Origin of the sequence: Paralcaligenes sp. KSB-10, from assembly GCF_021266465.1 — a bacterium.
Lineage (GTDB): Bacteria > Pseudomonadota > Gammaproteobacteria > Burkholderiales > Burkholderiaceae_B.
In genome coordinates this window covers 3,537,767-3,563,879 of sequence record NZ_CP089848.1, presented here as the reverse complement: position 1 = coordinate 3,563,879, position 26,113 = coordinate 3,537,767, and the positions used below count along the sequence as shown (strand labels likewise).

At 58.0% G+C, this 26,113-nt stretch carries 17 protein-coding genes and 1 pseudogene; 4 read left to right on the top strand and 14 right to left on the bottom strand.

The window, feature by feature from the left end; translation table 11 throughout:
* Positions 1–45: 45 nt before the first annotated feature.
* The 12 genes and pseudogenes from LSG25_RS16325 to LSG25_RS16275 all read right to left on the bottom strand — a co-directional run bounded on the left by LSG25_RS16325 (position 46) and on the right by LSG25_RS16275 (position 11,568).
* Entirely contained in the window at positions 46–939 is an 894-nt protein-coding gene (locus LSG25_RS16325; protein ID WP_232741944.1) for an MBL fold metallo-hydrolase, read from the bottom strand.
* A 166-nt stretch (positions 940–1,105) separates the two neighbouring features.
* Positions 1,106–1,861, bottom strand: a complete 756-nt coding sequence (locus LSG25_RS16320; protein WP_232741943.1) for a GntR family transcriptional regulator — start codon at positions 1,859–1,861, stop codon at positions 1,106–1,108.
* A gap of 128 nt (positions 1,862–1,989) precedes the next feature.
* Positions 1,990–2,805: an ATP-binding cassette domain-containing protein gene (locus LSG25_RS16315; protein WP_232741942.1), complete on the bottom strand. Its 816-nt coding sequence runs from the start codon at positions 2,803–2,805 to the stop codon at positions 1,990–1,992.
* The gene (locus tag LSG25_RS20530; RefSeq protein WP_370636014.1) at positions 2,802–3,671 is read right to left on the bottom strand and encodes an ABC transporter permease; all 870 of its coding nucleotides are present in this window, start codon (positions 3,669–3,671) and stop codon (positions 2,802–2,804) included. Before LSG25_RS20530 ends, LSG25_RS16315 begins: the two co-directional genes overlap by 4 nt.
* Before the next feature lie 111 nt (positions 3,672–3,782).
* Positions 3,783–4,664: pseudogene (locus tag LSG25_RS20525) on the bottom strand (glycine betaine ABC transporter substrate-binding protein); the annotation flags it as partial.
* Positions 4,665–4,822: 158 nt separating this feature from the next.
* A complete protein-coding gene (gene rpsJ / locus LSG25_RS16305; protein WP_013743964.1) occupies positions 4,823–5,134 on the bottom strand; it encodes a 30S ribosomal protein S10 in 312 nt (103 codons plus the stop codon).
* Positions 5,135–5,193: 59 nt separating this feature from the next.
* Complete coding sequence (gene tuf / locus LSG25_RS16300; RefSeq protein WP_232741924.1) at positions 5,194–6,384, bottom strand: elongation factor Tu; 1,191 nt, start codon at positions 6,382–6,384, stop codon at positions 5,194–5,196.
* A gap of 69 nt (positions 6,385–6,453) precedes the next feature.
* Positions 6,454–8,556: an elongation factor G gene (gene fusA / locus LSG25_RS16295; protein WP_232741940.1), complete on the bottom strand. Its 2,103-nt coding sequence runs from the start codon at positions 8,554–8,556 to the stop codon at positions 6,454–6,456.
* Between the two features lie 17 nt (positions 8,557–8,573).
* Positions 8,574–9,044 (bottom strand): 30S ribosomal protein S7, encoded by a 471-nt coding sequence (gene rpsG, locus LSG25_RS16290; protein WP_232741939.1) that lies wholly within the window; start codon positions 9,042–9,044, stop codon positions 8,574–8,576.
* 131 nt (positions 9,045–9,175) lie between these two features.
* The gene (gene rpsL, locus LSG25_RS16285; RefSeq protein WP_113932179.1) at positions 9,176–9,553 is read right to left on the bottom strand and encodes a 30S ribosomal protein S12; all 378 of its coding nucleotides are present in this window, start codon (positions 9,551–9,553) and stop codon (positions 9,176–9,178) included.
* 353 nt (positions 9,554–9,906) lie between these two features.
* Complete coding sequence (locus tag LSG25_RS16280) at positions 9,907–10,281, bottom strand: cytochrome c (protein ID WP_232741938.1); 375 nt, start codon at positions 10,279–10,281, stop codon at positions 9,907–9,909.
* 9 nt (positions 10,282–10,290) lie between these two features.
* Positions 10,291–11,568: a molybdopterin-dependent oxidoreductase gene (locus tag LSG25_RS16275; protein ID WP_232741937.1), complete on the bottom strand. Its 1,278-nt coding sequence runs from the start codon at positions 11,566–11,568 to the stop codon at positions 10,291–10,293.
* A 341-nt stretch (positions 11,569–11,909) separates the two neighbouring features.
* On the opposite strand from LSG25_RS16275, the gene LSG25_RS16270 reads away from it, so the two are divergent.
* From LSG25_RS16270 to LSG25_RS16255, 4 genes are all read left to right on the top strand, one after another.
* Positions 11,910–12,611, top strand: a complete 702-nt coding sequence (locus tag LSG25_RS16270; protein WP_232741936.1) for a response regulator transcription factor — start codon at positions 11,910–11,912, stop codon at positions 12,609–12,611.
* Positions 12,612–12,623: 12 nt separating this feature from the next.
* Entirely contained in the window at positions 12,624–13,721 is a 1,098-nt protein-coding gene (locus LSG25_RS16265; protein WP_232741935.1) for a FecR domain-containing protein, read from the top strand.
* A 1-nt stretch (position 13,722) separates the two neighbouring features.
* On the top strand, positions 13,723–16,104 hold the full coding sequence (locus LSG25_RS16260) for a CHASE2 domain-containing protein (RefSeq protein WP_232741934.1): 2,382 nt from the start codon (positions 13,723–13,725) through the stop codon (positions 16,102–16,104).
* 251 nt (positions 16,105–16,355) lie between these two features.
* A protein-coding gene (locus LSG25_RS16255) for an IS3 family transposase (protein ID WP_232741933.1) occupies positions 16,356–17,548 on the top strand; the annotation gives its coding sequence in 2 pieces (ribosomal slippage) (positions 16,356–16,635 and positions 16,635–17,548; 1,194 coding nt in all).
* Positions 17,549–17,756: 208 nt separating this feature from the next.
* On the opposite strand, the gene rpoC is transcribed toward LSG25_RS16255, so the two are convergent.
* Together rpoC and rpoB are read right to left on the bottom strand one after the other, a co-directional pair.
* On the bottom strand, positions 17,757–22,001 hold the full coding sequence (gene rpoC, locus LSG25_RS16250; RefSeq protein ID WP_232741932.1) for a DNA-directed RNA polymerase subunit beta': 4,245 nt from the start codon (positions 21,999–22,001) through the stop codon (positions 17,757–17,759).
* Entirely contained in the window at positions 22,001–26,113 is a 4,113-nt protein-coding gene (rpoB, locus tag LSG25_RS16245; RefSeq protein WP_232741931.1) for a DNA-directed RNA polymerase subunit beta, read from the bottom strand. The genes rpoC and rpoB overlap by 1 nt, the downstream gene beginning before the upstream one ends.

Here is a 26,113-nt window from a genome sequence, read left to right as displayed (position 1 = left end):
AGCTTCTAACTCAGTGCCCTGGCCAGATTTCCACGCACCGCCTTACTATAAATCGATCCGCATCAAATCATGGGCCAGCCGTATCGATCCCTTGTAGTTCTTGCGCAAGTCCCGCACAACTTCATCAAGCATGTCCGGGCCCATCAAGTCCACGGGCAGGTGATTCGCTGCCGCCCGCTTGATCACCGGGCTGGTGGAGTCGTAATGCCCGAAATGGGTGGCAACGAGTGCCTGCACATTGGCTTGCGTGGCAATTTTCCCTAATTCCAAAGGGCTCGTGTGTGCGTAGGTGCCGACCCCGGATTTAGCCCGATGCGCCAGGAACGACTCGGGAAAGGTGCATTCGTGGATCAGCAGGTCGGCATCCTTGGCCAGCCGTATCATGGACTCGCACGGCTTGGTGTCGCCGCTGAAAGCCACGACCTTGCCCTCGGCTTCCAGGCGAATGCCGAAGCAATCGGTAATTTCCGTGGGGATATGGTCAACGAGATCGACGTAAATCTTGACGTCTTCGTCCTGGTAGATCAGGCCAGGACTGACCTCGGTTACCAGCGGACGCACCGCCTCGATATTCTTCTGTCGCACGCCATAAGAGGCACGAGCCTGGATATCGACCTTGAAGGCGCCGTTTTCAAACGAATGGTCGACGAAGTCCTGTGTACCGCGCGGCCCGTACACTTTAAGCCGGCCTTCGCGGTTGAACACCCAGCTGGACAAGACAAAAAAGGGCAGGCCGCAGACATGATCGTAATGCAAGTGGCTGATGAATACCCAGCCCACGTCGGCGGGATTGATATTGGCCCGCACCATCTGGCGCGTTGAACCTTCGCCGCAGTCGAACAGATAATTCCGGCCATTATCCAGGGTGACCAGAATCGACGATTGCGCCCTATCGGGATCGGGTAGCGCCGCACCCGTGCCAAGCATAGTGATTTTCAAGTGTGTCTCCTAAAGCCCAAGAACTCTCAAGCCCACGGCAGGCCGATCCGCAGCCAAATTTCATGGACAAGAGTCTTTTAAAGTATCAAAGTCCGTTTTTTGTGACTTTATCATTTTTTTTGAAGAAGTCAATCAGTAAAATTCAAATTTTCCGCAAAATGCGGCATCAATCCGCTTCGTCGCGCGGATGGAATTGCGTCTCGACGCACAGGTGCTTGGCCGGATACAGGACTCGCGCAACATATACGATCTCTTGCTGCTCGTTGCGCGCGACCCGCAGCGCCTGCGCTACCGCCGTGCCGATCTCGATATGCAATTGCTTGGCGACCAGGGCGTCGGCGGACCGGATCGTCAATATTTGCGTAGCCGTATGCAGTTCGTCTTTGAAATACCGGTTGATCACAGGCAGTACCGGCTCGGACTTGAAGGCCGATTTTTTCAGATCCACCAAGCGCTTGATGACATAGACGGTATTGATGCTATAGGGCATATCGTCGGTCCAGTTTACCCGCATGGTCCACCAATAAAGCCCACTGCCAGCCTGCCCCTGCACTTCGGCAGGAAGCGTACCGTAGCCGCTATCGAGCACCACAAAGCGAACCCGCAGGTTCTCGATATGCCGTACCAGTGAATGCCAGTCTCCGGGCAACATCAGCCAACGCTCTTTGGTGGCATCGCCAATCACGAACGTACCTTTGCCTCGCGTGCGCTCGATCAGGCCTTCACGCTCGAGTTCGTCAAGCGCCGCGCGTACCGTCGCCCGGGACACTCCGTATTCGGCGACGAAATCCAGCAAGGTGGGAATGCGCGAACCGACCGGCCATTCGCCGTTCTCCAACCTCTCTCGCAAGATGTACTTGACCCTGAGCGACAGAGGCAAGCGCGACTGCTTTCTAAGCGCCGAGTTGATGTTTTCGATCATTCATGTGATTCTTTTCATAGAATGGAGTGTCATATTACAACCATCGGCGCAAGAGATACACGTCTATATTCAGCCCGATAAAGGCCCAATTCCGTAAATTACAGACGCGCGTCACAAGCTGCGCGAAACTATGCCGTGCGCCGCACCACAAAACGTTCGACGTAATCATTGGCGGGCCGGTTCCTGATTTCGTCGGGCGGGCCGGCCTGCTCGACCCTGCCGTCCCGCAGGATGGCGATATGCTGGCCCAACCGCAAGGCTTCGTCGATATCGTGGGTAATAAAAACAATGGTTTTTTGCAGCCGCTGCTGCAAAACCAGAAGCTGATCCTGCATGTCGTAGCGTATCAGCGGATCCAGGGCTGAAAACGGCTCGTCCATCAACAAAATCTCGGTGTCCATTGCCAGGGCGCGCGCCAGGCCCACTCGTTGACGCATGCCGCCGGAAAGTTCGTCGGGGTAGCTTTGGCCGTAATCGCTCAGGCCCACACGCTGCAGCCAGGCCAGCGCGGCCTCTCGGGCCCGTTTCTTGTCGTCGCCGCGCACATGCAGGCCGAAAGCCACGTTATCGAGCACATTGATATGCGGCAGCAAGCCGAAGTTCTGAAATACCATGCTGATGGTGCGGCGCCGCAACTGGCGCAGGCCCGGCATATCGAGCAGCAATATATTCCGGCCGTCGATCAGGATTTCACCGGCCGATGGATCGATCAAGCGATTGAGATGGCGCACGAGAGTGGATTTTCCAGAACCCGACAAGCCCATGATGCACGATATTTTGCCTGCGGGGAGTGCCAGGCTGACGCCAGCAAGGCCCACATTGCACTGCGTTCGGGCCTGCACCGACTGCTTGTCGCCGCCCTGGCGCAAAAGCTCCAGCGCATGACGCTGATTGGAGCCGAATACTTTGTACACATTGCGAACTTCGATTTTGGTTTCGTTCATTTCGCACCACCCACCCTGTTGCGCCGTTTGGTGCTGCGCTGCGACTTGCCGTATGCCTGCGTAATGCGGTCGATCACGATAGCCAGGATCACAATGGCCAGGCCGGCCTGCAAGCCCAGCCCCACATTCAGGGTCTGTATGCCTGCCAGCACGTCTTCGCCCAACCCGCGCGCACCGATCATGGACGCCACCACGACCATCGACAGCGACATCATCGTGGTCTGATTGACCCCCGCCATAATGCTGGGACGAGCCAAGGGCAGAGTCACCCGCGTCAGCATCTGCCAGCGAGTCACTCCAAACGACTGAGCCGCCTCGACCATATTGCGATCAACCTGGCGCAATCCCAGGGTGGTCAGGCGTATGAGCGGCGGCACGGCATAAATAATGGTCGCAAACAAGGCCGGCACCTTGCCCAGCCCGAAGAACATCAGCACCGGAATCAGATACACGAAGCTGGGCAGGGTCTGCATGACATCGAGTACGGGCGTCAGGACGCGGCGCAGCCAGCGATGACGAGCCGCGAGTATGCCGACGGGAATGCCCAGGACAATCGCGAATACGGTGGACACCAGCACCAGCGCAAAGGTTTGCATCAGCTTGTCCCACAAACCTACGCTGCCTATGGCGTACAGGCCGGCCACATAGCAAATGGCCAGGAATTTTTTTCGGGTGGCATGCCACGCCAGCAGGCCGACGAGAAAAAGCAGGATGGCCGGATGGATGGCCTGCAGGCTGCGTTCCACCGGCAACAGAATGGCATCCAGAATAAGATCGCTGAGTCTGTGGAGGCTGGCGCCGTACTGTTTTACCGCGGCCAGCAACTGATGATTCACGTAGTCGCTCATGGAGAGCGTGGGGAATATCGAATAGCCGGCTGACTTGGCGCCGGCCCGCAGGCCCAGGGCTTGCTCCAGGCGTGTTATTTTGTCGGCGGGCAGCCAGGCCTGCCAGACCTCGGGGTTCTTGCGCAAAAAACGCTGAGCAGCGATATCCCCCCGGATATGCTGGCTCGTCATGGTGTAGATCACCCGATCGAGCAGAGTGGGCTCGAACTGCACGCGCTGGAATAACTGGATAAGCTCGGGGTTTTGCGCGGCAAAAGGCGACGACACCGCAATCCCCAGATGGGCAACCAGAAAATCGCTGGGGCAGGGCTGGCCCTTGCCGCTGACCATGGCGTCCCAACAGGCCTGGTTGAAGGGCGGCATACCGATCTTCTGAAATTTGTACTTGGCCATCAACCCGGTCGGCTGCCAGTAGTAGAACAATATCGGCTTGCCCTGATCGTAGGCGGAGCTGATGGCGGCGTCCAGTGCGGCGCCCGTTCCGGCGCGGAAATTCGTGTAGTCCTTGCCCAGGCCGAACAGCGTCAAATAACGCGTATTGAACTGCTCGCAGGCCCATCCGCTGGGGCAATTCAGAAAGCGGCCCTTCCCGGGCTCCTCGGGGTCGGTGAATAAATTCTTGTATCCGGGCAAATCCTGCCAGGATTTCAAATTGGGGGCGGCTGCCTTGATGCCTCGTTCGGGGTCGCCATGGACCAGATAATAAGGCACGTACCAACCCTGCTCGGCGCCCCCTTTCAGCGTATTGCCCACCACCCGAACCGCACCGGATTTGATCCCCTGTTCGATGATCGCCGAGCGGCCCGTCCACTCTTCGGCGACCACCTGCAAATCATTTTGCACCAACGCGGTTTCGGTGGCGGCCGGCGTACCCGGCACAGTCTCGGTCTTGCAGTCGTAGGCCTTTTGCAGAATCTGCTGCAAGACATTCATGGTGAACTCGGCGCTTTCCCAGTTCTGGCTCGCAAACCGTATGGGGGCCCCGCCATTGCATGGCGGCGTTTGTGCCATGCCAACCGGAGCATACAGTGCGCTGCCGACCCACACCAATAATGTCAGGACTAACCCCATGACCCACCTCTCCTGTTGTTTCCTGGCCATAAAGCAAAAGCGCCATGCTTTTCAAGCATGGCGCTTTTTTAAACCGGCTAGGCTTATGCAAGCATAGATTACTGCAACGCAATTTCCACGTCTACACCAGCGGGCAGATCGAGGCGCATCAGTGCATCGACGGTTTTGTCGGTTGGATCGACAATGTCCATCAGGCGCTGATGAGTGCGCATTTCGAATTGATCACGCGACGTTTTGTTGACGTGCGGCGAACGCAGCACATCGTAACGGCGGATGCGTGTGGGCAGTGGCACGGGGCCACGCACAACAGCACCCGTACGCTTGGCTGTTTCAACAATTTCAGCGGCCGATTGATCGATCAGCTTGTAGTCGAACGCTTTCAGGCGGATGCGGATTTTCTGGTTTTTCATGGTGTTTCCTAAAGAACGAAATGGGCGGGAACCTTGATTCCCGCCTGGAGATATGCTGCTTACTTGATGATTTTGGCAACGACGCCGGCGCCCACGGTACGGCCGCCTTCGCGGATCGCAAAGCGCAGCCCCTCTTCCATGGCGATCGGCGCTATCAGCTTGACCGTCATCGACACGTTGTCGCCCGGCAACACCATCTCTTTGTCTTTCGGCAAATCGATCGTCCCCGTCACGTCCGTCGTGCGGAAGTAAAACTGCGGGCGATACCCGTTAAAGAACGGCGTGTGACGCCCACCCTCTTCCTTGGACAGAATGTACACCTCCGAGGTGAACTCCGTGTGCGGATTGATCGAACCCGGTTTGGACAACACCTGGCCGCGCTCGACGTCCTCGCGCTTGGTGCCGCGCAACAAAATACCCACGTTGTCGCCCGCCTGGCCCTGGTCCAGCAGCTTGCGGAACATCTCCACGCCCGTGCACGTCGTCTTGACCGTGTCCTTGATGCCCACAATCTCGATTTCCTCGCCCACCTTCACCACGCCGCGCTCGATCCGGCCCGTCACCACCGTGCCACGACCCGAGATCGAGAACACATCTTCCACCGGCATCAGGAACGCCCCATCCACCGCCCGCTCGGGCATCGGGATGTACGTGTCCAGCGCCTCGGCCAACGCCAAAATCGCCTGCTCGCCCAACGGACCCTTGTCGCCTTCCAGCGCCAGCTTGGCCGATCCCTTGATGATCGGCGTGTCGTCGCCCGGAAAGTCGTACTTCGAGAGCAACTCGCGCACTTCCATTTCCACCAGCTCGAGCAACTCCTCGTCGTCGACCATGTCGGCCTTGTTCAAAAACACAATAATGTACGGCACGCCCACCTGGCGGCTCAGCAATATGTGCTCGCGCGTCTGCGGCATCGGGCCGTCCGCGGCCGATACCACCAAAATCGCTCCGTCCATCTGCGCCGCGCCCGTGATCATGTTCTTCACATAGTCCGCGTGACCCGGGCAGTCCACGTGCGCGTAGTGACGGTTCTTCGTCTCGTATTCCACGTGCGAGGTGTTGATCGTGATGCCGCGCGCCTTCTCTTCGGGCGCCGCGTCAATCTGATCGTACCCTTTCGCCTCGCCACCAAACGCCGCCGACAGCACCGTCGTGATCGCCGCCGTTAACGTCGTTTTGCCGTGGTCCACGTGACCTATCGTACCTACGTTGACGTGCGGTTTGGTCCGTTCAAACTTACCTTTTGCCATGATTTATCCCATCAATATTTTCAAGGAAACAAAAAATTTACCCGCCCATCCGAAAATGGGCGGACCTTATTACTTACCGCGTGCGCTGATGACTTCGTCAGCGACGTTCTTGGGTGCTTCTGAGTAGTGCTTGAACTCCATGGTGTAGGTTGCGCGACCTTGCGTTTGCGAACGCAGGCTGGTCGAATAACCAAACATTTCGGCCAAGGGCACTTCTGCCTTGATAACCTTGCCGCCGCCCACCATGTCGTCCATGCCCTGAACCATACCGCGACGCGAGGACAGATCGCCCATCACCGTACCGGCATAATCTTCGGGGGTCTCGACTTCAACCGCCATCATGGGTTCAAGCAAGACCGGGCTGGCTTTGCGCATACCGTCTTTGAAAGCGATGGAAGCGGCCATGCGGAAGGCGTTTTCGTTCGAGTCCACGTCGTGGTACGAACCAAAGAACAGCGTCGCCTTGACATCGACCACCGGGTAACCCGCCACCACGCCGGCTGGCAGAGTTTCGCGTATGCCCTTGTCGACCGCGGGAATATATTCGCGAGGAACCACACCGCCCTTGATGGCGTCGACGAACTCGAAGCCACCGCCGGGAGGCAAAGGCTCAAGCTTGAGCACAACGTGGCCGTACTGGCCGCGACCGCCCGACTGCTTGACGAACTTGCCTTCGATTTCTTCGCAGGTCTTGCGTATCGTTTCGCGGTAGGCCACTTGCGGCTTGCCGACGTTGGCTTCAACGCCGAATTCGCGCCTCATGCGATCGACCAGCACTTCGAGGTGCAGTTCGCCCATACCGGAAATAATGGTTTGGCCGGACTCTTCATCGCTGCGTACGCGGAACGAAGGATCTTCCTGGGCAAGGCGCGACAGCGCGATGCCCATTTTTTCCTGGTCGGCCTTGGTCTTGGGTTCGACGGCCTGCGAAATCACGGGCTCGGGGAACTCCATGCGCTCGAGCAACACGTGCGAATCGAGATCGCAAAGCGTTTCGCCGGTCGTGACGTCTTTCAGGCCCACCACAGCGGCGATGTCGCCCGCCAGAACTTCCTTGATTTCGGCGCGGTTGTTCGCGTGCATCTGCAGAATACGACCGATACGCTCTTTCTTGCCCTTGATGGGGTTATAGACCGTATCGCCGGATTTCAAGACACCCGAATAAACGCGCACGAAGGTCAGCTGACCCACAAACGGATCGCTCATCAGCTTGAATGCCAATGCCGAGAACTTCGCGTCGTCGTTGGCTTCGCGAGTAATGGCGTTGCCTTCGTCATCGACGCCATCGACAGGCGGGATATCGACAGGCGACGGCAGATAATCGATGACGGCGTCGAGCATGCGTTGCACGCCCTTGTTCTTGAACGCGGTGCCGCACAGCATAGGCTGGATTTCGCCGGCGATGGTGCGCGTGCGAATGCCCAGATTGATCTCGTCTTCGGTCAGTACACCGGTTTCAAGATACTTATCCATGAGTTCTTCGGAGGACTCCGCAGCCGACTCGACCAGCTTCTCGTGCCATTCCTTGGCTTGATCGGCAAGCTCGGCAGGGATCTCGCTGTATTCGAACTTCATGCCCTGGCTGGCTTCGTCCCAGATAATGGCTTTCATCTTGACGAGATCAACCACACCGGTGAAGCTTTCCTCGGCGCCGATAGGAATCACGATCGGCACGGGGCTGGCCTTGAGGCGCAGCTTGAGCTGATCGTAAACCTTGAAGAAATTGGCGCCGGTACGGTCCATTTTGTTGACGAATGCCAAACGCGGCACGCCATACTTATTGGCCTGGCGCCATACCGTTTCGGATTGAGGCTGAACGCCGCCCACAGCGCAATACACCATGCAGGCGCCGTCGAGCACACGCATCGAACGCTCTACCTCGATGGTAAAGTCGACGTGTCCCGGGGTGTCGATGATGTTGATGCGATGCTCGGGGTAATTACCCGCCATGCCACGCCAGAATGCCGTCGTGGCAGCCGAAGTGATGGTGATGCCGCGCTCTTGCTCTTGTTCCATCCAATCCATGGTGGCAGCGCCGTCATGAACTTCGCCAATTTTGTGATTGACGCCGGTGTAGAACAGAATGCGTTCGGTGGTTGTGGTTTTCCCTGCATCAATGTGCGCAGAAATGCCTATGTTGCGGTAGCGCTCAATGGGGGTTTTGCGGGCCATTTTTTTGTATCCTTAGATTACCAACGGAAATGGCTGAAAGCTTTGTTGGCTTCGGCCATTTTGTGCGTGTCTTCGCGTTTCTTCATTGCGGCACCACGGCCTTCGGAAGCATCCAGCAACTCGCCGGCCAGACGCAAATCCATCGATTTTTCGCCGCGCTTCTTGGCTGCTTCACGCAACCAGCGCATGGCGAGGGCCAGGCGGCGCACAGGGCGCACTTCAACCGGCACTTGATAGTTTGCGCCACCGACACGGCGGCTTTTTACTTCAACGATAGGCTTGATATTGGTGATTGCAAGATTGAAAATCTCGATAGGCTCTTTGCCAGTTTTAGCCTGTACCTGATCCAGGGCGCCATAAACAATGCGCTCGGCAACTGCTTTCTTGCCGGACAACATGACGACGTTCATGAATTTGGCAAGGTCAACGCTGCCAAATTTGGGATCGGGGAGAATATCACGCTTGGGAACTTCGCGACGACGGGGCATTTTTTACTTCCTTGTGACTGTTCAGTTGAACCGTGCTTGCACGGCCACGACCATTTACATTAATGGTCACTTACATGCGATGGACACCGTGTCCATGGCTGCACTTTGACTGGATGAACCAGCCGGGAACTTCAGGCTTTTTTCGGGCGTTTCGCACCGTACTTGGAGCGCGATTGCTTGCGGTCTTTAACGCCTTGCAAATCGAGCGAGCCGCGTACGATGTGGTAACGCACACCAGGCAAGTCTTTTACACGACCACCGCGCACAAGAACCACCGAGTGTTCCTGCAAGTTGTGGCCTTCACCGCCGATGTACGAAATGACTTCGAAACCGTTGGTAAGACGAACCTTGGCGACTTTACGCAGCGCCGAGTTAGGTTTTTTAGGGGTTGTGGTGTACACGCGAGTGCAAACACCACGGCGCTGAGGGCAGTTTTCGAGCGCGGGGCTCTTACTGTTCGCGCGACTGACTTCGCGCGGCTTGCGCACGAGTTGGCTAATGGTTGGCATGACCTTTACGCATCCTTTGATCTGTACGCATTTGTACTGGCGCACTGATTTACGTATTTGAATGAGTCGCCCGGTTTTTTTGCAGCAATTGATTGCCGGAAACAAAACGACCTGGGCGGTTTACGCAAAACCGCCCAGCACGAATAACGTAAAAGAGCGGGTCTTGCATTTTGCGGCCGGTTTTGCTGGCCGCATCTAAATAGAAAATTCGGCAATGAAATTTTCAGTTAGCTCGCAATCGTAGCATACAGGCATAAAGGCGGTCAACATGCCAGGCATGCGCGCCTGGATGAAAGACAACAGTGCGGCTGATTTGCAACCAAATCAGCCGCAACCGTGCCGTTTCAAGACCGCTACTTCGGTTTCGCTGCGGTTTTGGGGGCGTTGGCCTCGTCGGAGCCCTTGCCCGAGCCATAGGTCGCATACAGGTATTCCGCCATGGCCGGCATGTCGGCATCGGGAATCTGCGCGCCGTAGGTCGCTTTCATTTTCTTGACCTCGCCTTCCCACCACGCGTGCGAGGAAGCGGGCTGGGTCTGGATATACTGCGCCGAATGGCAAGCCGTGCAATTGCGCAACACCAGTGTGTACCCGGGCATCGTGCTGGGCTTGAACGCGGTGGAGTCGGGCGGCAGCTGAATTTCCAGGGCCTGCGTCGGCAGCGCCACCAGGCTCAGCAGCACGGCCGCCACGCCGCCAGCCATGAAAAGAGTCATTTGCTTTTTCATAGTCTTTCCCTAGATAGCGGTGACGCGAGTTATTTCGACGGCGTTGCGCATATAGCCCGACGGATTCCACAAGCCCTCCATTGGCTGGCTCTGCCCTATGCGATTGACGGCCCGCACCTTCAGCTCAAGCGCGCCTTTTTTGGCCGGCTTGAAGGGCAGGGTCCATTCGCGGAAGGAGTATTTGCCATGGTCTTTACCCAGTTTGGCCTGATGCCAGGTGCGGCCACCGTCGGCGGACACCTCGACGCCGGTCACGCCGTACCCGCCATCGAAGGCGATACCTCGCAACAGAGTCGACCTGGCGGCGGGGATTTTATCGCCATCGAGCACGCTGGTAATAAAGGAACGGATGGAAAACCGGCCTATGGGCCGCGATTTTTCCATTTTTCCCCCGGGCGCCACACAGGCGCATTCATTGTCGGGAATACGGTAGGCCTTGGCCATCCAGAAATTATCGAGCGTTTTATCGACGACCTCGATATCGGACAAATGCTTGACCCAATACGTGCCGTAATATCCCGGCACAATCAAGCGCAGCGGGTACCCGTTGAGCATAGGCAGATCAGCGCCATTCATGGCCCAGGCAAGCATGACTTCGCCGTCCATGGCGTGGTCGAGATCGAGCGCCTTGATGAAATCGGGGCCGTCTCCCACAGGAGGATGATCCAGGCCATTGAAGGTGACTTGCACGGCACCGGCCTGCACGCCGGCCTTTTCCAGTATTTTCTTCAGAGGCACGCCCGTCCAGATCGCGTTGCCCATGGCGCCGTTGGCCGATTCCCCGCCATTGACGCGCGGATTGGAGAAACCACGGCTATTTCCGGAACATTGGTGCACCGCAGCAATTTCGGCGGCCCCCATGCTCTTGATTTCATCGAGGGAAAGAGTCAATGGGCTGTTTACCTTGCCCTTGATATTCAGGCGATAAGTCTTCGGATCGATATTGGTTGGAATGCCACTCCAGTGATAGCGCACGAAAAAGGCATCGTTGGGAGTAAAAATACCATCGTTGAAAACCTTGAAGGGGGTTTCAAGCTGCGGCGGACGGCTGGTCAGCAGAATCAGCGGGCGTTTTTGAGGGAAAGTCGCCATTTGCCGCAAGCCATTCGCAAAAGGCAGATCGACCGTAGCGGGCGACCCGGCCGTCGCGGCAAGCGCATCCAGCGACAGCGCGCCCAGTGCGGAGCCCGCACCCACCGCGCCTGCCATCTGCAGGAATTTTCGGCGCGAGCCGACTATTGCGTCCTGATTCTTAAAGTGCTTGGACATCATTGCTCCTGGAATCATGAAATTATCGCTGCCGAACTCATTTCATCGGAGAAGAGCCACTGCGCGCCGCCAGGCCGCTCAAAGCCTGTGGAACAATGTTCACCCTCGCCCAATGCCCGCGCACTGTTTTTAATTGATCGCGTGTTCTCGTATGGTAGTTTTGTAAACTGACTAACAGCTGAACATTTCCGTTGCGGGCCGGCCCGGTGCCACGAGCGCTCGACACTGTAGTATGGTTAACGTACCATTGCTTACATAAAATGTGTCGGCTTGGTGCTTACACGAATCGGATTTCATGCCGAAACCCGCAATTGCCAAGCTATGTATCACGCGCGTTTAAAGGATTCATCAACAACTTTATGAATATCGCCTCCCTTGAAGATGACCCGGCTCAAGCGCAATTAATACAACACACTCTTGCCGAAGCTGGCCACCAGTGCACGATCTTCACCAAAGGCAAAGAACTGCTTGCCGTACTGCAAAAGTCGCAGCCCTTCGATCTTTTGCTGATCGACTGGGAGGTTCCCGATGTTTCCGGAATCGACGTCGTCCGCTGGATACGCTCGCACCTGGGTTTTAATGTGCCCCTGATGTTCCTGACCAGTCGCACTCTTGAAGAAGACCTGGTGGTAGGCCTGCAGGCCGGTGCCGACGACTATATGGCCAAACCCATACGCCACGCCGAGCTGCTGGCGCGCATCGCGGCGCTGTCGCGGCGCAACAACGCCCTGTCCTCGAATACACAGGCTTTCGATGTCGGCGTCTACGCCATCGACCCTGCCAGAGGAACCATCCACGTGCGCGGCCAGGCAGTGGCTCTTGCCCCCAAAGAATACGAACTGGCGCTGTTGTTTCTACGCAATCCGGGCCGTCTTTTCTCCAGGGATGTCTTAAGCGCCGCCGTCTGGAACCGCGAGGTTCCCGCCACTTCGCGCACACTCGACACGCACCTTTCCAATATCCGGCAAAAGCTTCAGCTGCGACCCGAAAACGGCGTCCGCCTGAACTCGTCGTACGCATTGGGCTATCGTCTCGAATTTGTCCTGAATACCACCGCTTAACTCAAGGATGCCATGTCCGGCCGACACTTGTTTCTATCGCTATTTATTACCGGGATGCTCGGGTCGGCCTCAACCGCGGCATTTGCCCAGGCCTCCGGAGCGCGCGGCGACGACTTCCTGTACCGGGTCATGCCCAACGACACCCTGATCGCCCTGGCCTCGCGGTTTACGACCGGGCCTGGCAACTGGAACACGCTGCAATCCATCAATGCCGTCCAGGATCCCGCCAAGCTGCCGATCGGGCTTGAGCTGAAAATTCCATTTGCAATGATCCCGGAACTGCCCGCCAGCGCCACGGTTACCCACGTCAGCGGGCAAGCCAGCGCCGATGGCCAGAATCTGCGGGCCCAAGACCGGATTGCAGAGGGCAAAACCATTGCCACCGGCAGCGATGGCTTTGTCACCTTGCTGCTCAGCGACGGCAGCGTGCTTTCCATACCCTCCTCCTCCACGCTGGCGCTCGAACGCATGCGGGCCTTCAAAGGCACAGGCCTGATCGACTCGATCACCCGCATGAAGCAGGGCTCGCTCGAGTCCAGCGTCGCACCCAAGGGGACGGGGGTCGGGCGCTTCGAAGTTCGCACTCCGGTCAGCATTACCGGCGTGCGCGGCACTCGCCTGCGTGTGCATGCTTCGACGCGAGGCGCACAAAGCGAAGTCGTCAAAGGTACGGCCCAGATCACGTCGCAACAGTCGCAAAACGCCACGCTGCACCAGGATCAAGGCACGGCCATCGACCCGCAGGGCAAGCTCCTGGGGGTACGCACGCTCTTGCCCGCCGCCGCCCTCTCCGCTCCGAAACGAGCCGGAGGCGGCAGCTGGTCTCTGAGTTTTCCTCCGGTGCCGGGAGCCAGCGAATACCTGGTTCGAGTGTCATCGGACAAGGACGGCGCCGACTTGGTATCCAGTCGGCGATTCGCCGCACCGGACGTCAAGTTCAGCGCTCCGGGTCCGGGCACGTATTATGTTGCGGTGCGCGCCATCGACGCTTTGGGAATCGGCGGCAATGATGCCCGACAGGCTTTCTTGGGCACCAGTGTCTTGAATTCCTCGAACGGAACCCCGGTCTTGTCAGGCTCCGGCACCTACATATTGCTCACGGACTACTGACATGGCGCGTCTGAACGGACGAGCACACGCAGGTTTTCAGGGGCACTTGGCGCGACGCATACACCGCGAATGGCTAATGGTAGCGGTGGCTCTGACACTGCTCACGTTTGCGATGAGCTATTTCGGCAGCGGTACCGGCCTGTCGCGCCTGGACCATACCTTTTATGACCTGGGCCTGTCGGTATCGACCCAACGGCCGGCAGATCAAGACATTATCATTATTGCCGTCGACGACGGCAGCCTCGAGCGGATCGGGCACTGGCCCTGGCGGCGCACCGTACACGCCCAGCTGCTGAACCGGCTGCACGAAGCGAAAGCGGTTGGTCTGGATATTGTTTTTGGCGAAGCGAACCCGGCTTTCCTTTCGGACGACCAGGAACTCGCCAACGCGATCGGCGCCCAAGGCAGGGTCATACTGCCCCTGCTGCTGGAGCCTTCCGGCATAGTGCAAAGGCCTTTGGCTTCCATGGCCAATGCCGCCCGCGGCCTGGGCTATATAAACATCCATCCGGATTCCGACGGCGCCATACGCTCGATTACCCTGCAGCACGCGCTGCCTTCGGGCTCATACGTCGACCATTTCATTCTCGCAATGCTGCAGGCGTCCGGCACGGACCCGCGGCTTGCCCGCCCAGCCACATCGCCTCGCCTGATTCCGTATGCCGGGCCGCCAGGCCATTTCACCATGTACCCATACTGGGCGGTTCTCGACGGCGATGTGCCCGCGTCGCGCTTCAAAGATAAATACGTGCTGGTCGGCACCTGGGGCACCGGCCTGGGTGACGCCTTCCCGACTCCTCTTGCGCACAACGGCCAGGCCATGTCCGGCGTGGAAATCCTGGCCAATGCCCTGCAAAGCACGCTTCAGAATGAATGGATCCGCACCCCGAACCGGTGGCAAGGCGCACTGCTCGCCACCCTGCCGGTGTTACTGGTCTGCCTGATATTGCGACGGCTTTCGCCACGGCGTTCGTTCTTTATCGCCGCGTCTCTGCTATTGTTGATTTTTATCCTTGATGGGCTGCTGATGCGCTATGCCCTCCTGTGGATACCGCCCACCGCCAGCCTGATCGGCGTGGCACTGGTCTACCCGGTCTGGAGCTGGCGCAGCCAGGAAGCCGCGCTGAAGCAAATCGATCATCAACTCTCGAAGCTGCAGCGCGAACACGCTCCATTCAAGGAAGAAGCGCTCATTCGCGATACCGGGCGCGGCGACGCATCGCTGCCCGGACGCATCATCAAACTGCATCGGGCCATCGATCACACGCGGCATCTGCGGCGTTTCTTTACCGACAGCCTGGACGCCACGCCCGATCCAACCATTATTTTCGACACCAATGGGCAGTTGCGGTTCGCGAGCATCGCGGCCATGGACTATGCCGTTCGCCTGGACGGCCCCCGTACCGTGGATGGCCAGCAGGCGGAGGACTATTTAAAAAACATCATTACCGACACAGCCTTGCGACAAAATATCGCCGCCACGCTGAAGGCCGTGGCAAACCCCGGCTTCGACGTCCGGGCGACGGGGCAAACCCTGTGGCAGCAAGGCCTGGAACTGCGCGACAGCAAGGGCAACGACATACTGCTCAAGTGCGTACCCATACGCACAGCCGACGGCACATGCGCGGGAACCATCCTTACCCTCGTGGATATTTCACCCATCCGGCTGGCCGAGCGCCGGCGTGAAGAAACCCTGCGTTTTGTTTCACACGATATGCGTTCGCCGCAAAATTCCATACTGGCGCTCGTCGAACTGCAGGCCAATTCCGGAACCGCCCTGCCCGAGCCTGAACTGCTGGCGCGCATCCGTCAGTATTCACATAAAACCCTGACCCTGGTCGACGGTTTCGTGCAGCTCGCCCGTGCCGAATCCAGGCGGATCGTTTATCGGCCGCTGGACCTTGCAGGCCTGCTCGCCCAGGTTTGCGACGAATACTGGACCCTGGCCCACAAACGCGACATTGTCATCGAATACATCCACGATGCCCCGTGTGCGTATGTGGAAGGCGACCGAGACCTGCTGGGCCGTGCGCTGGGCAACCTTGTCGACAATGCCATCAAATACAGCCCCGACGGGAGCCAAATACATTGCCATCTTGAAGCACAGGAAAATGACTGGGCAATTTGCCTGAGCGATCAGGGGCGCGGCATGAGCCAGGCGCAGCTCGGCTTGCTGTTCACGCCCTTCCAGCGCCTGGGCGAGGACACCCCCGGCAATCCCGCGGGAATCGGCCTGGGCCTGGCGTTCGTCAAGACCATTGTCAATCGTCATCACGGCACAATCAGCGTGCGTAGCGAGGAAGGGACGGGAACCACTTTTACGGTACGGCTGCCCAGGGCCGAGGCCGAGCCTCAAACGGTAAACGACGCATCGGATTCGTGAGGAGGGCCTTGTGGCCACTCGTCATCCGCGTTCTTGAGACGCGGGGGTGGCGGCCCAGGCGGGGTGGGCTCGCCTCGTCCGGTCCTGGCGTTGCCAGGACTGCCCGCGGCCGGCGCCTGGATCGGGCGGTCGCGGAACTCGCGTCGTCCACAGCCCCCCGGGCTGTGGACACCCTTGACGCTCAAACTGTTGTGGTCTAATTTTGGTGGACACTTTTGAAGCGAATCATTATTACTTAATAAGGTGATTCCATGACAAAGAAACAAGAGCCCGGCCATCCTCGCAAGATTGATGCAGCCTTCAAACACGAAGTGGTTCGTTTGGTGCTGGATAAAGATATGTCCCCGCGTGAAGCGGCCATCGCTATGGGAGTAGGTGACACGGCGGTGCGTCGCTGGGTACAACAGCATAAGAGCGCCAATGGGTTACCTCGGCCCAGCGAGCCGTTAACGGTCGAACAACTGCGCATCCGTGAGCTGGAAATCGAGAATCGCCAACTACGCGAGGATAACGATATTCTAAAAAAAGCGTCGGCCTTCTTTGCACGAACCCTCAGATAGGGTTTGATGTCGTTAAGCATTTGCAAACGAAGGCCGTCGTGGTGTCGCGCGCATGTCGATTATTAGGGGTAAGTCGCTCTGGGTATTACAAGTCCCGCCGGGCACCGACACGCTCGATTCGAGATGTACGCGAAGAGGTCTACGTACGGGCTGCTTTTAACGCCAGCCATGAAACCTACGGCAGTCGCCGTATCGTCTTGGCCGTACGCAGCCAGGGACTGAGCATTGGGCGCTATCGAGTCCGTAAGCTCATGAGGCAGGCACAGTTAACACCTCGCTGGAAGCGTCGGTTTGTCACCTCCCCTAACAGCCACCCGAATGTACGAGTGGGCCAGAACCTCCTTAATCGGCAGTTCTCAGTACAACAACCCAATCAATCATGGGTCTGTGACATTACGCATGTGGGCACCGGACGAGGATGGCTTTATCTGGCGGCGGTACTCGATCTGTACTCACGCAAAGTCGTCGGATGGGCCAGCTCCACCAAGCTGGGCGGCAGCCTGGTCATACAGGCCTTGGATATGGCCATGGTTCAGCGCCATCCTCCTCGTGGCCTGGTACTGCATTCTGATCGAGGCTCACAGTTCACCGGTGATGCTTACCAACAGTATTTGCACCGATACGGCATCCAATGCAGTATGAGCCGAGCCGGAAACTGTTGGGATAACGCCGTAATGGAACGGTTCTTTTTAAGTCTGAAGCGTGAATGGCTCTGGCCGCAACGCTATGCCAATCAAAGTGAGGCCGCTAAAGATATCGCTCGGTATATCCATCTGTTCTATAACCCCATTCGTATGCATTCCACATTGGGTTACTTGGCGCCCGATGTTTATGAGAAAGTAGAAGCCAGAAAAACTCGCCTGAAACTGTCCACTAAAACTTGACCACTACAAACAACCGCTCCCTTGCATCCCGATCCAGGCGCCGGCCGCGGCGGACTCAAGCTCGCTCACCCCACCTGGGCCGCCACCCCCGCTTGCATCGGAGTTTTTTGCGAGAGCGCACCAAATAAAAAAACGCCGGGGATGAACCCGGCGTTCTGAACAGCGCCCGACCCGCCAGCCGCACAAATGCGGGCGGGCGGAATCAAGCTTACTCGGCGGACTCCGACGTGTCGCCCGCATCGGCCGAAGCCAACGGAACTTCTTCCGTTGCAGCCGGTGCATCTTCAAACGGATTGGCCAGCGCACGAGCGGCTTGACGTTCAGCCGCTTCAAGCAGCTCTTTGTCTTTGCGCGCCAGGTGATAGGCCATGCCTGTACCGGCTGGAATCAGGCGGCCGACAATCACGTTTTCTTTCAAGCCACGCAAATCGTCGCGCTTGCCCATGATGGCCGCTTCCGTCAGCACCCGGGTCGTTTCCTGGAACGATGCCGCCGAAATGAACGAATCGGTCGACAGCGAGGCCTTGGTAATGCCCAGCAAGACGTTATCGTAGGTAGCCGGCAATTTGCCGTCGGCCTCCATGCGATCGTTTTCGTTGAGCAACTCGGAACGCTCGACCTGTTCGCCAGGAATGAAGCTGGTATCGCCGGCATCGACAATGTTCACGCGACGCAGCATCTGGCGCACGATCACTTCGATGTGCTTGTCGTTGATTTTCACGCCCTGCAAGCGATACACATCCTGCACTTCGTTAACCACATAGCTGGCCAGGCGCTCGATGCCCTGCAAACGCAGAATATCGTGCGGATCGGCCGGGCCATCGACAATCATTTCGCCCTTGTTGACGACCTGGCCATCGTGAACCAGGACCTGCTTCTCTTTCGGAATCAGGAACTCATGGCCCACGCCATCAAGGTCGGTAATGACCAGGCGCTGCTTGCCCTTGGTATCCTTGCCGAACGAAACCGTGCCTGTAATGTCGGCCAGCATGCCGGCATCTTTGGGCGAACGGGCTTCGAACAGCTCGGCCACACGTGGCAGACCCCCGGTGATATCGCGAGTTTTCTGCGACTCTTGGGGAATACGCGCCAGAACTTCACCCACCGTGACCTGCTGGCCATCGCGCACGGTAATCAGGGCCCCAACCGGGAACGAGATATTGACCGAGTGATCGGTGCCGGCGATTTTCACTTCTTCGCCGGCTTCGTTGATCAGCTTGATTTGCGGACGCAGCATGGTTTTGCCGCTACGCGTTTTGGGCGTAATGACAACCAGCGTGGACAAACCGGTGACTTCATCGACCTGCTTGGCAACCGTCCCGCCTTCTTCGATATTCTCGAAGCGTACCTGACCTGCGTATTCCGACACAATCGGACGGGTCAGCGGATCCCAGGAAGCCAAACGCTGGCCGGCCTTGACCGCTTCGCTGTCGCCCACCAGGACGGTCGCGCCATAAGGAACCTTATGGCGTTCGCGCTCGCGGCGATTGTCGTCGAAAATCACGATTTCGCCTGAACGGGAAATGGCAATGCGTTCGCCTTTGGCGTTAGTCACGTAACGCATGGTGATGGCGAAACCAATGCTGCCGGTCGACTTGGTTTCGATCGAGCTGGCCATCGCCGCGCGGGATGCCGCACCACCGATGTGGAAGGTACGCATGGTCAGCTGCGTGCCCGGTTCGCCAATCGACTGGGCGGCGATCACACCGATGGCCTCGCCCTTGTTCACCATGGAACCACGGCCCAGATCGCGGCCGTAGCAATGCGCGCACAAACCATGGCGCGTTTCGCAAGTCAGGGGCGTACGCACCTTGACTTCATCCACACCCAGCAGATCGATCTGTTCGACCAGATCTTCGTCGAGCAGAGTGCCTGCCGTAATGGCCGTTTCCTGGGTTTCAGGATTGACAATATCAACTGCCGCTACACGCCCCAGAATACGATCGCGCAAAGGCTCGATGATTTCGCCACCCTCGACCAGGGCTTTCATGGAATAGCCGCGTGTCGTGCCGCAATCGGGCTCGGTAATGACCAGATCCTGAGTCACATCGACCAGGCGGCGCGTCAGGTAGCCCGAGTTTGCCGTCTTCAGCGCGGTATCGGCCAGGCCTTTACGCGCACCGTGCGTCGAGATGAAATACTGCAATACATTCAAACCTTCACGGAAATTTGCCGTGATCGGCGTCTCGATGATGGAGCCATCGGGCTTGGCCATCAGGCCTCGCATACCGGCCAGCTGGCGAATCTGCGCAGCGGAACCCCGAGCGCCCGAGTCGGCCATCATGTAGATCGAGTTGAACGATTCCTGGCGCACTTCTTCGCCATGACGATTGGTCACGGGTTCGGTTGCCAGTTGTTCCATCATGGCCTTGCCGACTTTATCGCCGGCCTTGCCCCAGATATCGACCACATTGTTATAGCGTTCCTGCGACGTCACCAGACCCGACGAGTACTGCTTGTCGATCTCTTTGACCTCTTTGCTGGCCTGCGCCAGGATATCTTCCTTGACACGGGGAATCAGCATATCGCCCATGGCAATCGAGATGCCGCCGCGCGTGGCCAGGCGGAAACCCGACTGCATCAGCTTGTCGGCAAAAATAACCGTGGCCCGCAAGCCGCAGCGACGAAACGATTGATTGATGAGACGGGAGATCTCTTTTTTCTTCAGCGCGCGATTCAGCACCGAGAACGGCAAGCCCTTGGGCAGAATCTCGGAAAGCAGGGCACGTCCAACCGTGGTTTCGAAGCGTCGCAGCACCGGCTGCCATTCGCCATCGGCGTCTTTTTCAAACTCGTTCAGACGCACGGTGACGCGGCTTTGCAGCTCGACTTCGCGATTGTCGTAAGCGCGCTGGACTTCGGACACGTCCATGAAGAACAGGCCTTCGCCCTTGCCGTTGATGCGTTCGCGCGTCGTGTAATACAGACCCAGAACGATATCCTGCGAAGGCACGATCGACGGTTCGCCGTTGGCCGGGAACAGAATGTTGTTCGAAGCCAGCATCAGCGTGCGCGCTTCGATCTGCGCTTCAAGCGACAGGGGTACGTGTACCGCCATCTGATCGCCGTCGAAGTCGGCGTTGAATGCCGCGCAAACCAGCGGATGCAGCTGAATGGCCTTGCCTTCGATCAGGACCGGTTCGAAGGCCTGGATGCCCAGGCGGTGCAGCGTGGGCGCACGGTTGAGCATGACAGGGTGTTCGCGAATGACCTCTTCGAGAATATCCCACACCACCGGCTCCTGGCTTTCCACCAGCTTCTTGGCAGCCTTGATGGTCGTGGCCAGGCCCATCATTTCGAGGCGGTTGAAAATGAACGGCTTGAACAATTCCAAAGCCATCAGCTTGGGCAAGCCGCACTGATGCAGCTTGAGCTGCGGACCCACCACAATCACCGAACGGCCGGAGTAGTCGACACGCTTGCCCAGCAGGTTCTGGCGGAAACGGCCGCTCTTGCCCTTGATCATGTCGGCCAGCGATTTGAGCTGGCGCTTGTTGGCACCAGTCATGGCTTTGCCGCGACGACCGTTATCGAGCAGGGAGTCGACCGATTCCTGCAGCATGCGTTTCTCGTTGCGCAGAATGATATCGGGCGCCTTCAGTTCCAGCAGGCGTTTCAGTCGGTTGTTGCGGTTGATGACGCGGCGATACAGGTCGTTCAGATCCGAGGTAGCGAAGCGGCCGCCATCGAGCGGCACCAGCGGACGCAAGTCGGGCGGCAGAACCGGCAGGACTTCCATGACCATCCACTCGGGCTTGATGCCCGATTTCTGGAAGCCTTCCAGCACTTTGAGGCGCTTGGAAATCTTTTTGATCTTGGCGTCGGACGACGTGGCCTTGAGCTCGGCGCGCAGGGTTTCGACGTCGCGATCGATATCGATCGTACGCAGCAACTCGCGGACCGCCTCGGCGCCCATGAGCGCATGGAAGTCGTCGCCGTATTCTTCGGTCTTGGCCAGGAAATCGTCATCGGACATGATCTGACCGCGCTTGAGCGGGGTCATGCCAGGCTCGATTACGCACCATGCTTCGAAATAAAGCACGCGCTCGATGTCGCGCAGGGTCATGTCCAGCACCATGCCCAGGCGGGATGGCAGGCTTTTCAGGAACCAGATGTGAGCCACCGGACTGGCCAGCTCGATATGGCCCATGCGCTCGCGACGCACCTTGGCCACCGTGACTTCGACGCCGCATTTCTCGCAAATGACGCCGCGGTGTTTCAGGCGTTTGTATTTGCCGCACAAGCACTCGTAGTCCTTGATCGGGCCAAAAATCTTGGCGCAGAACAGGCCGTCACGCTCGGGCTTGAAGGTACGATAGTTGATAGTCTCGGGCTTGCGGACTTCGCCGTAAGACCAGGACCGCACTTTTTCGGGCGACGCGATGCCGATCTTGATGGCATCGAATTGCTCGTCTTGCGAGACTTGTTTGAAAAGGTCGAGTAGCGCTTTCATTATTTACGCTCCAGATCCATGTCGAGAGACAGGGATCGAATTTCTTTAACCAACACGTTGAACGACTCTGGCATACCGGCATCGATGACGTGGTCGCCCTTGACGATGTTCTCGTAGACCTTGGTACGGCCGGAGATGTCGTCGGACTTGACCGTGAGCATTTCCTGCAAGGTATACGAAGCACCGTAGGCTTCCAGCGCCCAGACTTCCATCTCGCCGAAACGCTGGCCGCCGAACTGGGCTTTGCCGCCCAGCGGTTGCTGCGTAACCAGCGAGTAAGGACCGGTAGAGCGAGCATGCATCTTGTCGTCGACCAGGTGATGCAGCTTGAGATAGTGCATATAGCCGATCGTGACAGGACGTTCGAATTGTTCGCCGGTACGGCCATCGAACAGCCAGGCCTGAGTGCGCGATTCCGTCAGCTTGAGGCGTTCGGCCACATCGTCAGGATAGGCCAGCTCGAGCATCTGGGTGATTTCCGCTTCGGTCGCGCCGTCGAAAACCGGCGTCGCAAACGGCACGCCGTTTTTGAGATTGCGGGCCAGTTCGATGACTTCGTCGTCTGTAAGGTCCGATATGCGCGCGCCGGTGCCGGTATTGTTGTATACCTGCTCCAGATAAGAACGTATACCCTTGACCTGCACCACCTTTTCTTCGCCGATCATGTCGGCGATGCGCTGACCCACGCCTTTGGCGGCCCAGCCCAGGTGCACTTCAAGCACCTGGCCGATATTCATCCGCGAAGGCACGCCCAGGGGATTGAGCACGATGTCGGCGGGAGTGCCGTCGGCCATATGAGGCATGTCTTCGACAGGCGTAATACGGGAGACCACACCCTTGTTGCCGTGACGGCCGGCCATCTTGTCGCCAGGCTGCAGGCGGCGCTTGACGGCCAGATACACCTTGATCATCTTGAGCACGCCCGGAGGCAGCTCGTCGCCCTGGGTGAGTTTCTTGCGCTTTTCTTCGAACGCCAGATCGAACTGGTGGCGCTTCTGCTCCAGCGATTCCTTGGCCTGTTCCAGCACCACGGCATGCGCTTCGTCGGCCAGGCGGATATCGAACCACTGCCAGCGATCCAGGTCGGCCAGGTAATCCTTGGCCAGCACGGCGCCCTTGGCGAGCTTGCGAGGGCCGCCATTGACGGTTTTGCCGACCAGGAATTTCTCGATACGATCGAAGGTATCGTCTTCCACGATACGCAGCTGATCGTTGAGATCCTGGCGATAGCGACGCAGCTCGTCGTCGATGATCGACTGGGCGCGCTTGTCGCGTTCTATGCCTTCGCGAGTAAAGACCTGGACGTCGATAACCGTACCGATCATGCCCGAAGGCACGCGCAGCGAAGTATCTTTGACGTCGGAGGCTTTTTCGCCAAAAATGGCGCGCAGCAACTTTTCTTCCGGAGTCAGCTGGGTTTCGCCTTTGGGCGTCACTTTGCCGACCAGCACATCATCGGCACGCACTTCGGCACCAATGTACACAATGCCCGAGTCGTCCAGGCGATTGAGTTGCGTCTCGGCCAGATTGCTGATGTCGCGGGTGATTTCTTCCTGACCCAGCTTGGTATCGCGCGCCACGACCGTCAGTTCTTCGATGTGGATCGAAGTATAGCGATCGTCGGCCACGACCTTTTCGGAAATCAGGATCGAATCCTCGAAGTTATAGCCGTTCCAGGGCATGAACGCGATCAGCATGTTCTGGCCCAATGCCAGTTCGCCCAGATCGGTCGACGCGCCGTCGGCCAGAACGTCGCCGCGGGCAACCTTGTCGCCACGCTTGACGATAGGGCGCTGGTTGATGTTGGTGTTCTGGTTGGAGCGTGTGTACTTGATGAGGTTGTAGATATCGACACCCACCTCGCCGGCGACATTCTCGTCGTCGTTGACGCGGATCACGACACGCTCGGCATCGACGTGATCGACCAGACCGCCACGCAAGGCCTGCACCGTAGTACCCGAGTCGACCGCCACTGTGCGTTCGATTCCGGTGCCTACCAGGGGCTTTTCAGGGCGCAGGCAAGGTACGGCCTGGCGTTGCATGTTGGCGCCCATGAGCGCGCGGTTGGCATCGTCGTGCTCGAGGAAGGGAATCAGCGAGGCAGCCACCGATACGATCTGCGAAGGCGCCACGTCCATGTAGTGCACGTTGGCCGGAGCCGTCAGCATGGTTTCGCCGGCTTCGCGGCAGGCAACCAGGTCGTCGGTGAAACGGCCTTCTTCGTCGAGCTCGGCGTTAGCCTGGGCAATCACGTAGTGGCTTTCTTCGATAGCCGACAGGTAGTCGATTTGTTCGCTGACTTTGCCGTCGACGATTTTGCGGTAGGGCGTTTCAAGAAAGCCGTATTCGTTCAAACGCGCGTACAGGGCCATCGAATTGATCAGGCCGATGTTCGGGCCTTCAGGCGTTTCGATAGGGCAAACCCGGCCATAATGAGTCGGGTGCACGTCGCGCACTTCAAAGCCCGCACGCTCGCGCGTCAAGCCGCCAGGTCCCAAAGCCGATACACGGCGTTTGTGCGTGATCTCGGACAAGGGGTTGGTCTGATCCATGAACTGCGACAGCTGGCTCGAACCGAAGAATTCCTTGATCGCCGCCGAAATCGGCTTGGAGTTGATCAAGTCGTGCGGCATCAGATTTTCGGTTTCAGCCTGACCGAGGCGCTCTTTGACCGCGCGTTCGACACGTACCAGGCCGGCCCGGAACTGGTTCTCGGCCAGTTCGCCGACACAGCGCACGCGACGATTGCCAAGGTGATCGATATCATCGATCTGGCCGCGGCCGTTACGCAACTCGACCAGCACCTTGATGGTTTCGAGTATGTCTTCGTTGGTCAGGGTCATGGCGCCCGTGATGTCGTCGCCACGGCCCAGACGGCTGTTGACCTTCATGCGGCCGACGCGCGACAGATCGTAGGCGTCTTCGCTGTAGAACAGGCGCTGGAACAAGGCTTCGACGGCATCCTCGGTAGGAGGTTCGCCGGGACGCATCATGCGATAGATGGCAACGCGAGCCGCCATTTGATCGGCCGTTTCATCGGTGCGCAGGGTTTGCGAAATATAGGGACCGCGATCCAGATCATTGGTGTACAAGGTCTGGGTTTCGCGAATATTGGCCGCGCGGAATTCGCCCAGCACGGACTCGGTGATTTCGTCGTTGGCATTGGCAATGATTTCGCCGGTTTCGGCGTTGATCACGTTTTTGGCCAATACCCGGCCCAGCAGGAAGTCTTCCGGAACCGAAACGTATTCGACGTTGGCGGCCGACAGATCGCGCAAATGCTTGGCATTGATACGCTTGTCTTTTTCGACGATGACCTTGCCGGAGCGATCGAGAATATCGAAACGGGCCACTTCACCCTTCCAGCGTTCAGGCACGAACTCAAGCATGCCGCCTTCGTTCTTGATTTCGAAATTATCGAAATCGAAGAAGTGCGCCAGGATCGATTCGGGAGTCATGCCGATCGCCTTGAGCAGAATCGTGACCGGCATCTTGCGGCGGCGATCGACCCGGAAAAACAACACGTCCTTGGGATCGAACTCGAAGTCGAGCCACGAACCGCGGTAAGGAATCACACGCGCCGAAAACAGCAATTTGCCCGAACTGTGGGTCTTGCCCCGATCGTGCTCGAAGAACACCCCGGGCGAACGATGCAGCTGCGACACGATGACGCGCTCGGTGCCGTTGATTACGAACGAGCCCGTATCGGTCATGAGCGGAATTTCGCCCATATAGACTTCTTGCTCTTTTACTTCTTTGACGGTAGGCTTACTGACTTCGCGATCCATCAGCACCAGGCGCACCTTGGCGCGCAGGGGCGAAGCGTAGGTCAGGCCACGCAGCTGGCATTCTTTGACGTCGAACACGGGCTCGCCGAGCACGTAGCTTACGAACTCGAGGCGTGCCATCTGATTATGGCTAACGATAGGAAATATGGAAGTGAAAGCCGCTTGCAGGCCTTCATCTTTACGTTTAGAAGGTGTAGTATCCGCCTGCAAAAAGGTTAAAAACGATTGCAGTTGAGTCGCCAGCAAGTAAGGAACGTCTTGAACGTCCTCACGTTTGGCGAAGCTCTTACGTATGCGCTTTTTTTCGGTATACGAATAAGGCAT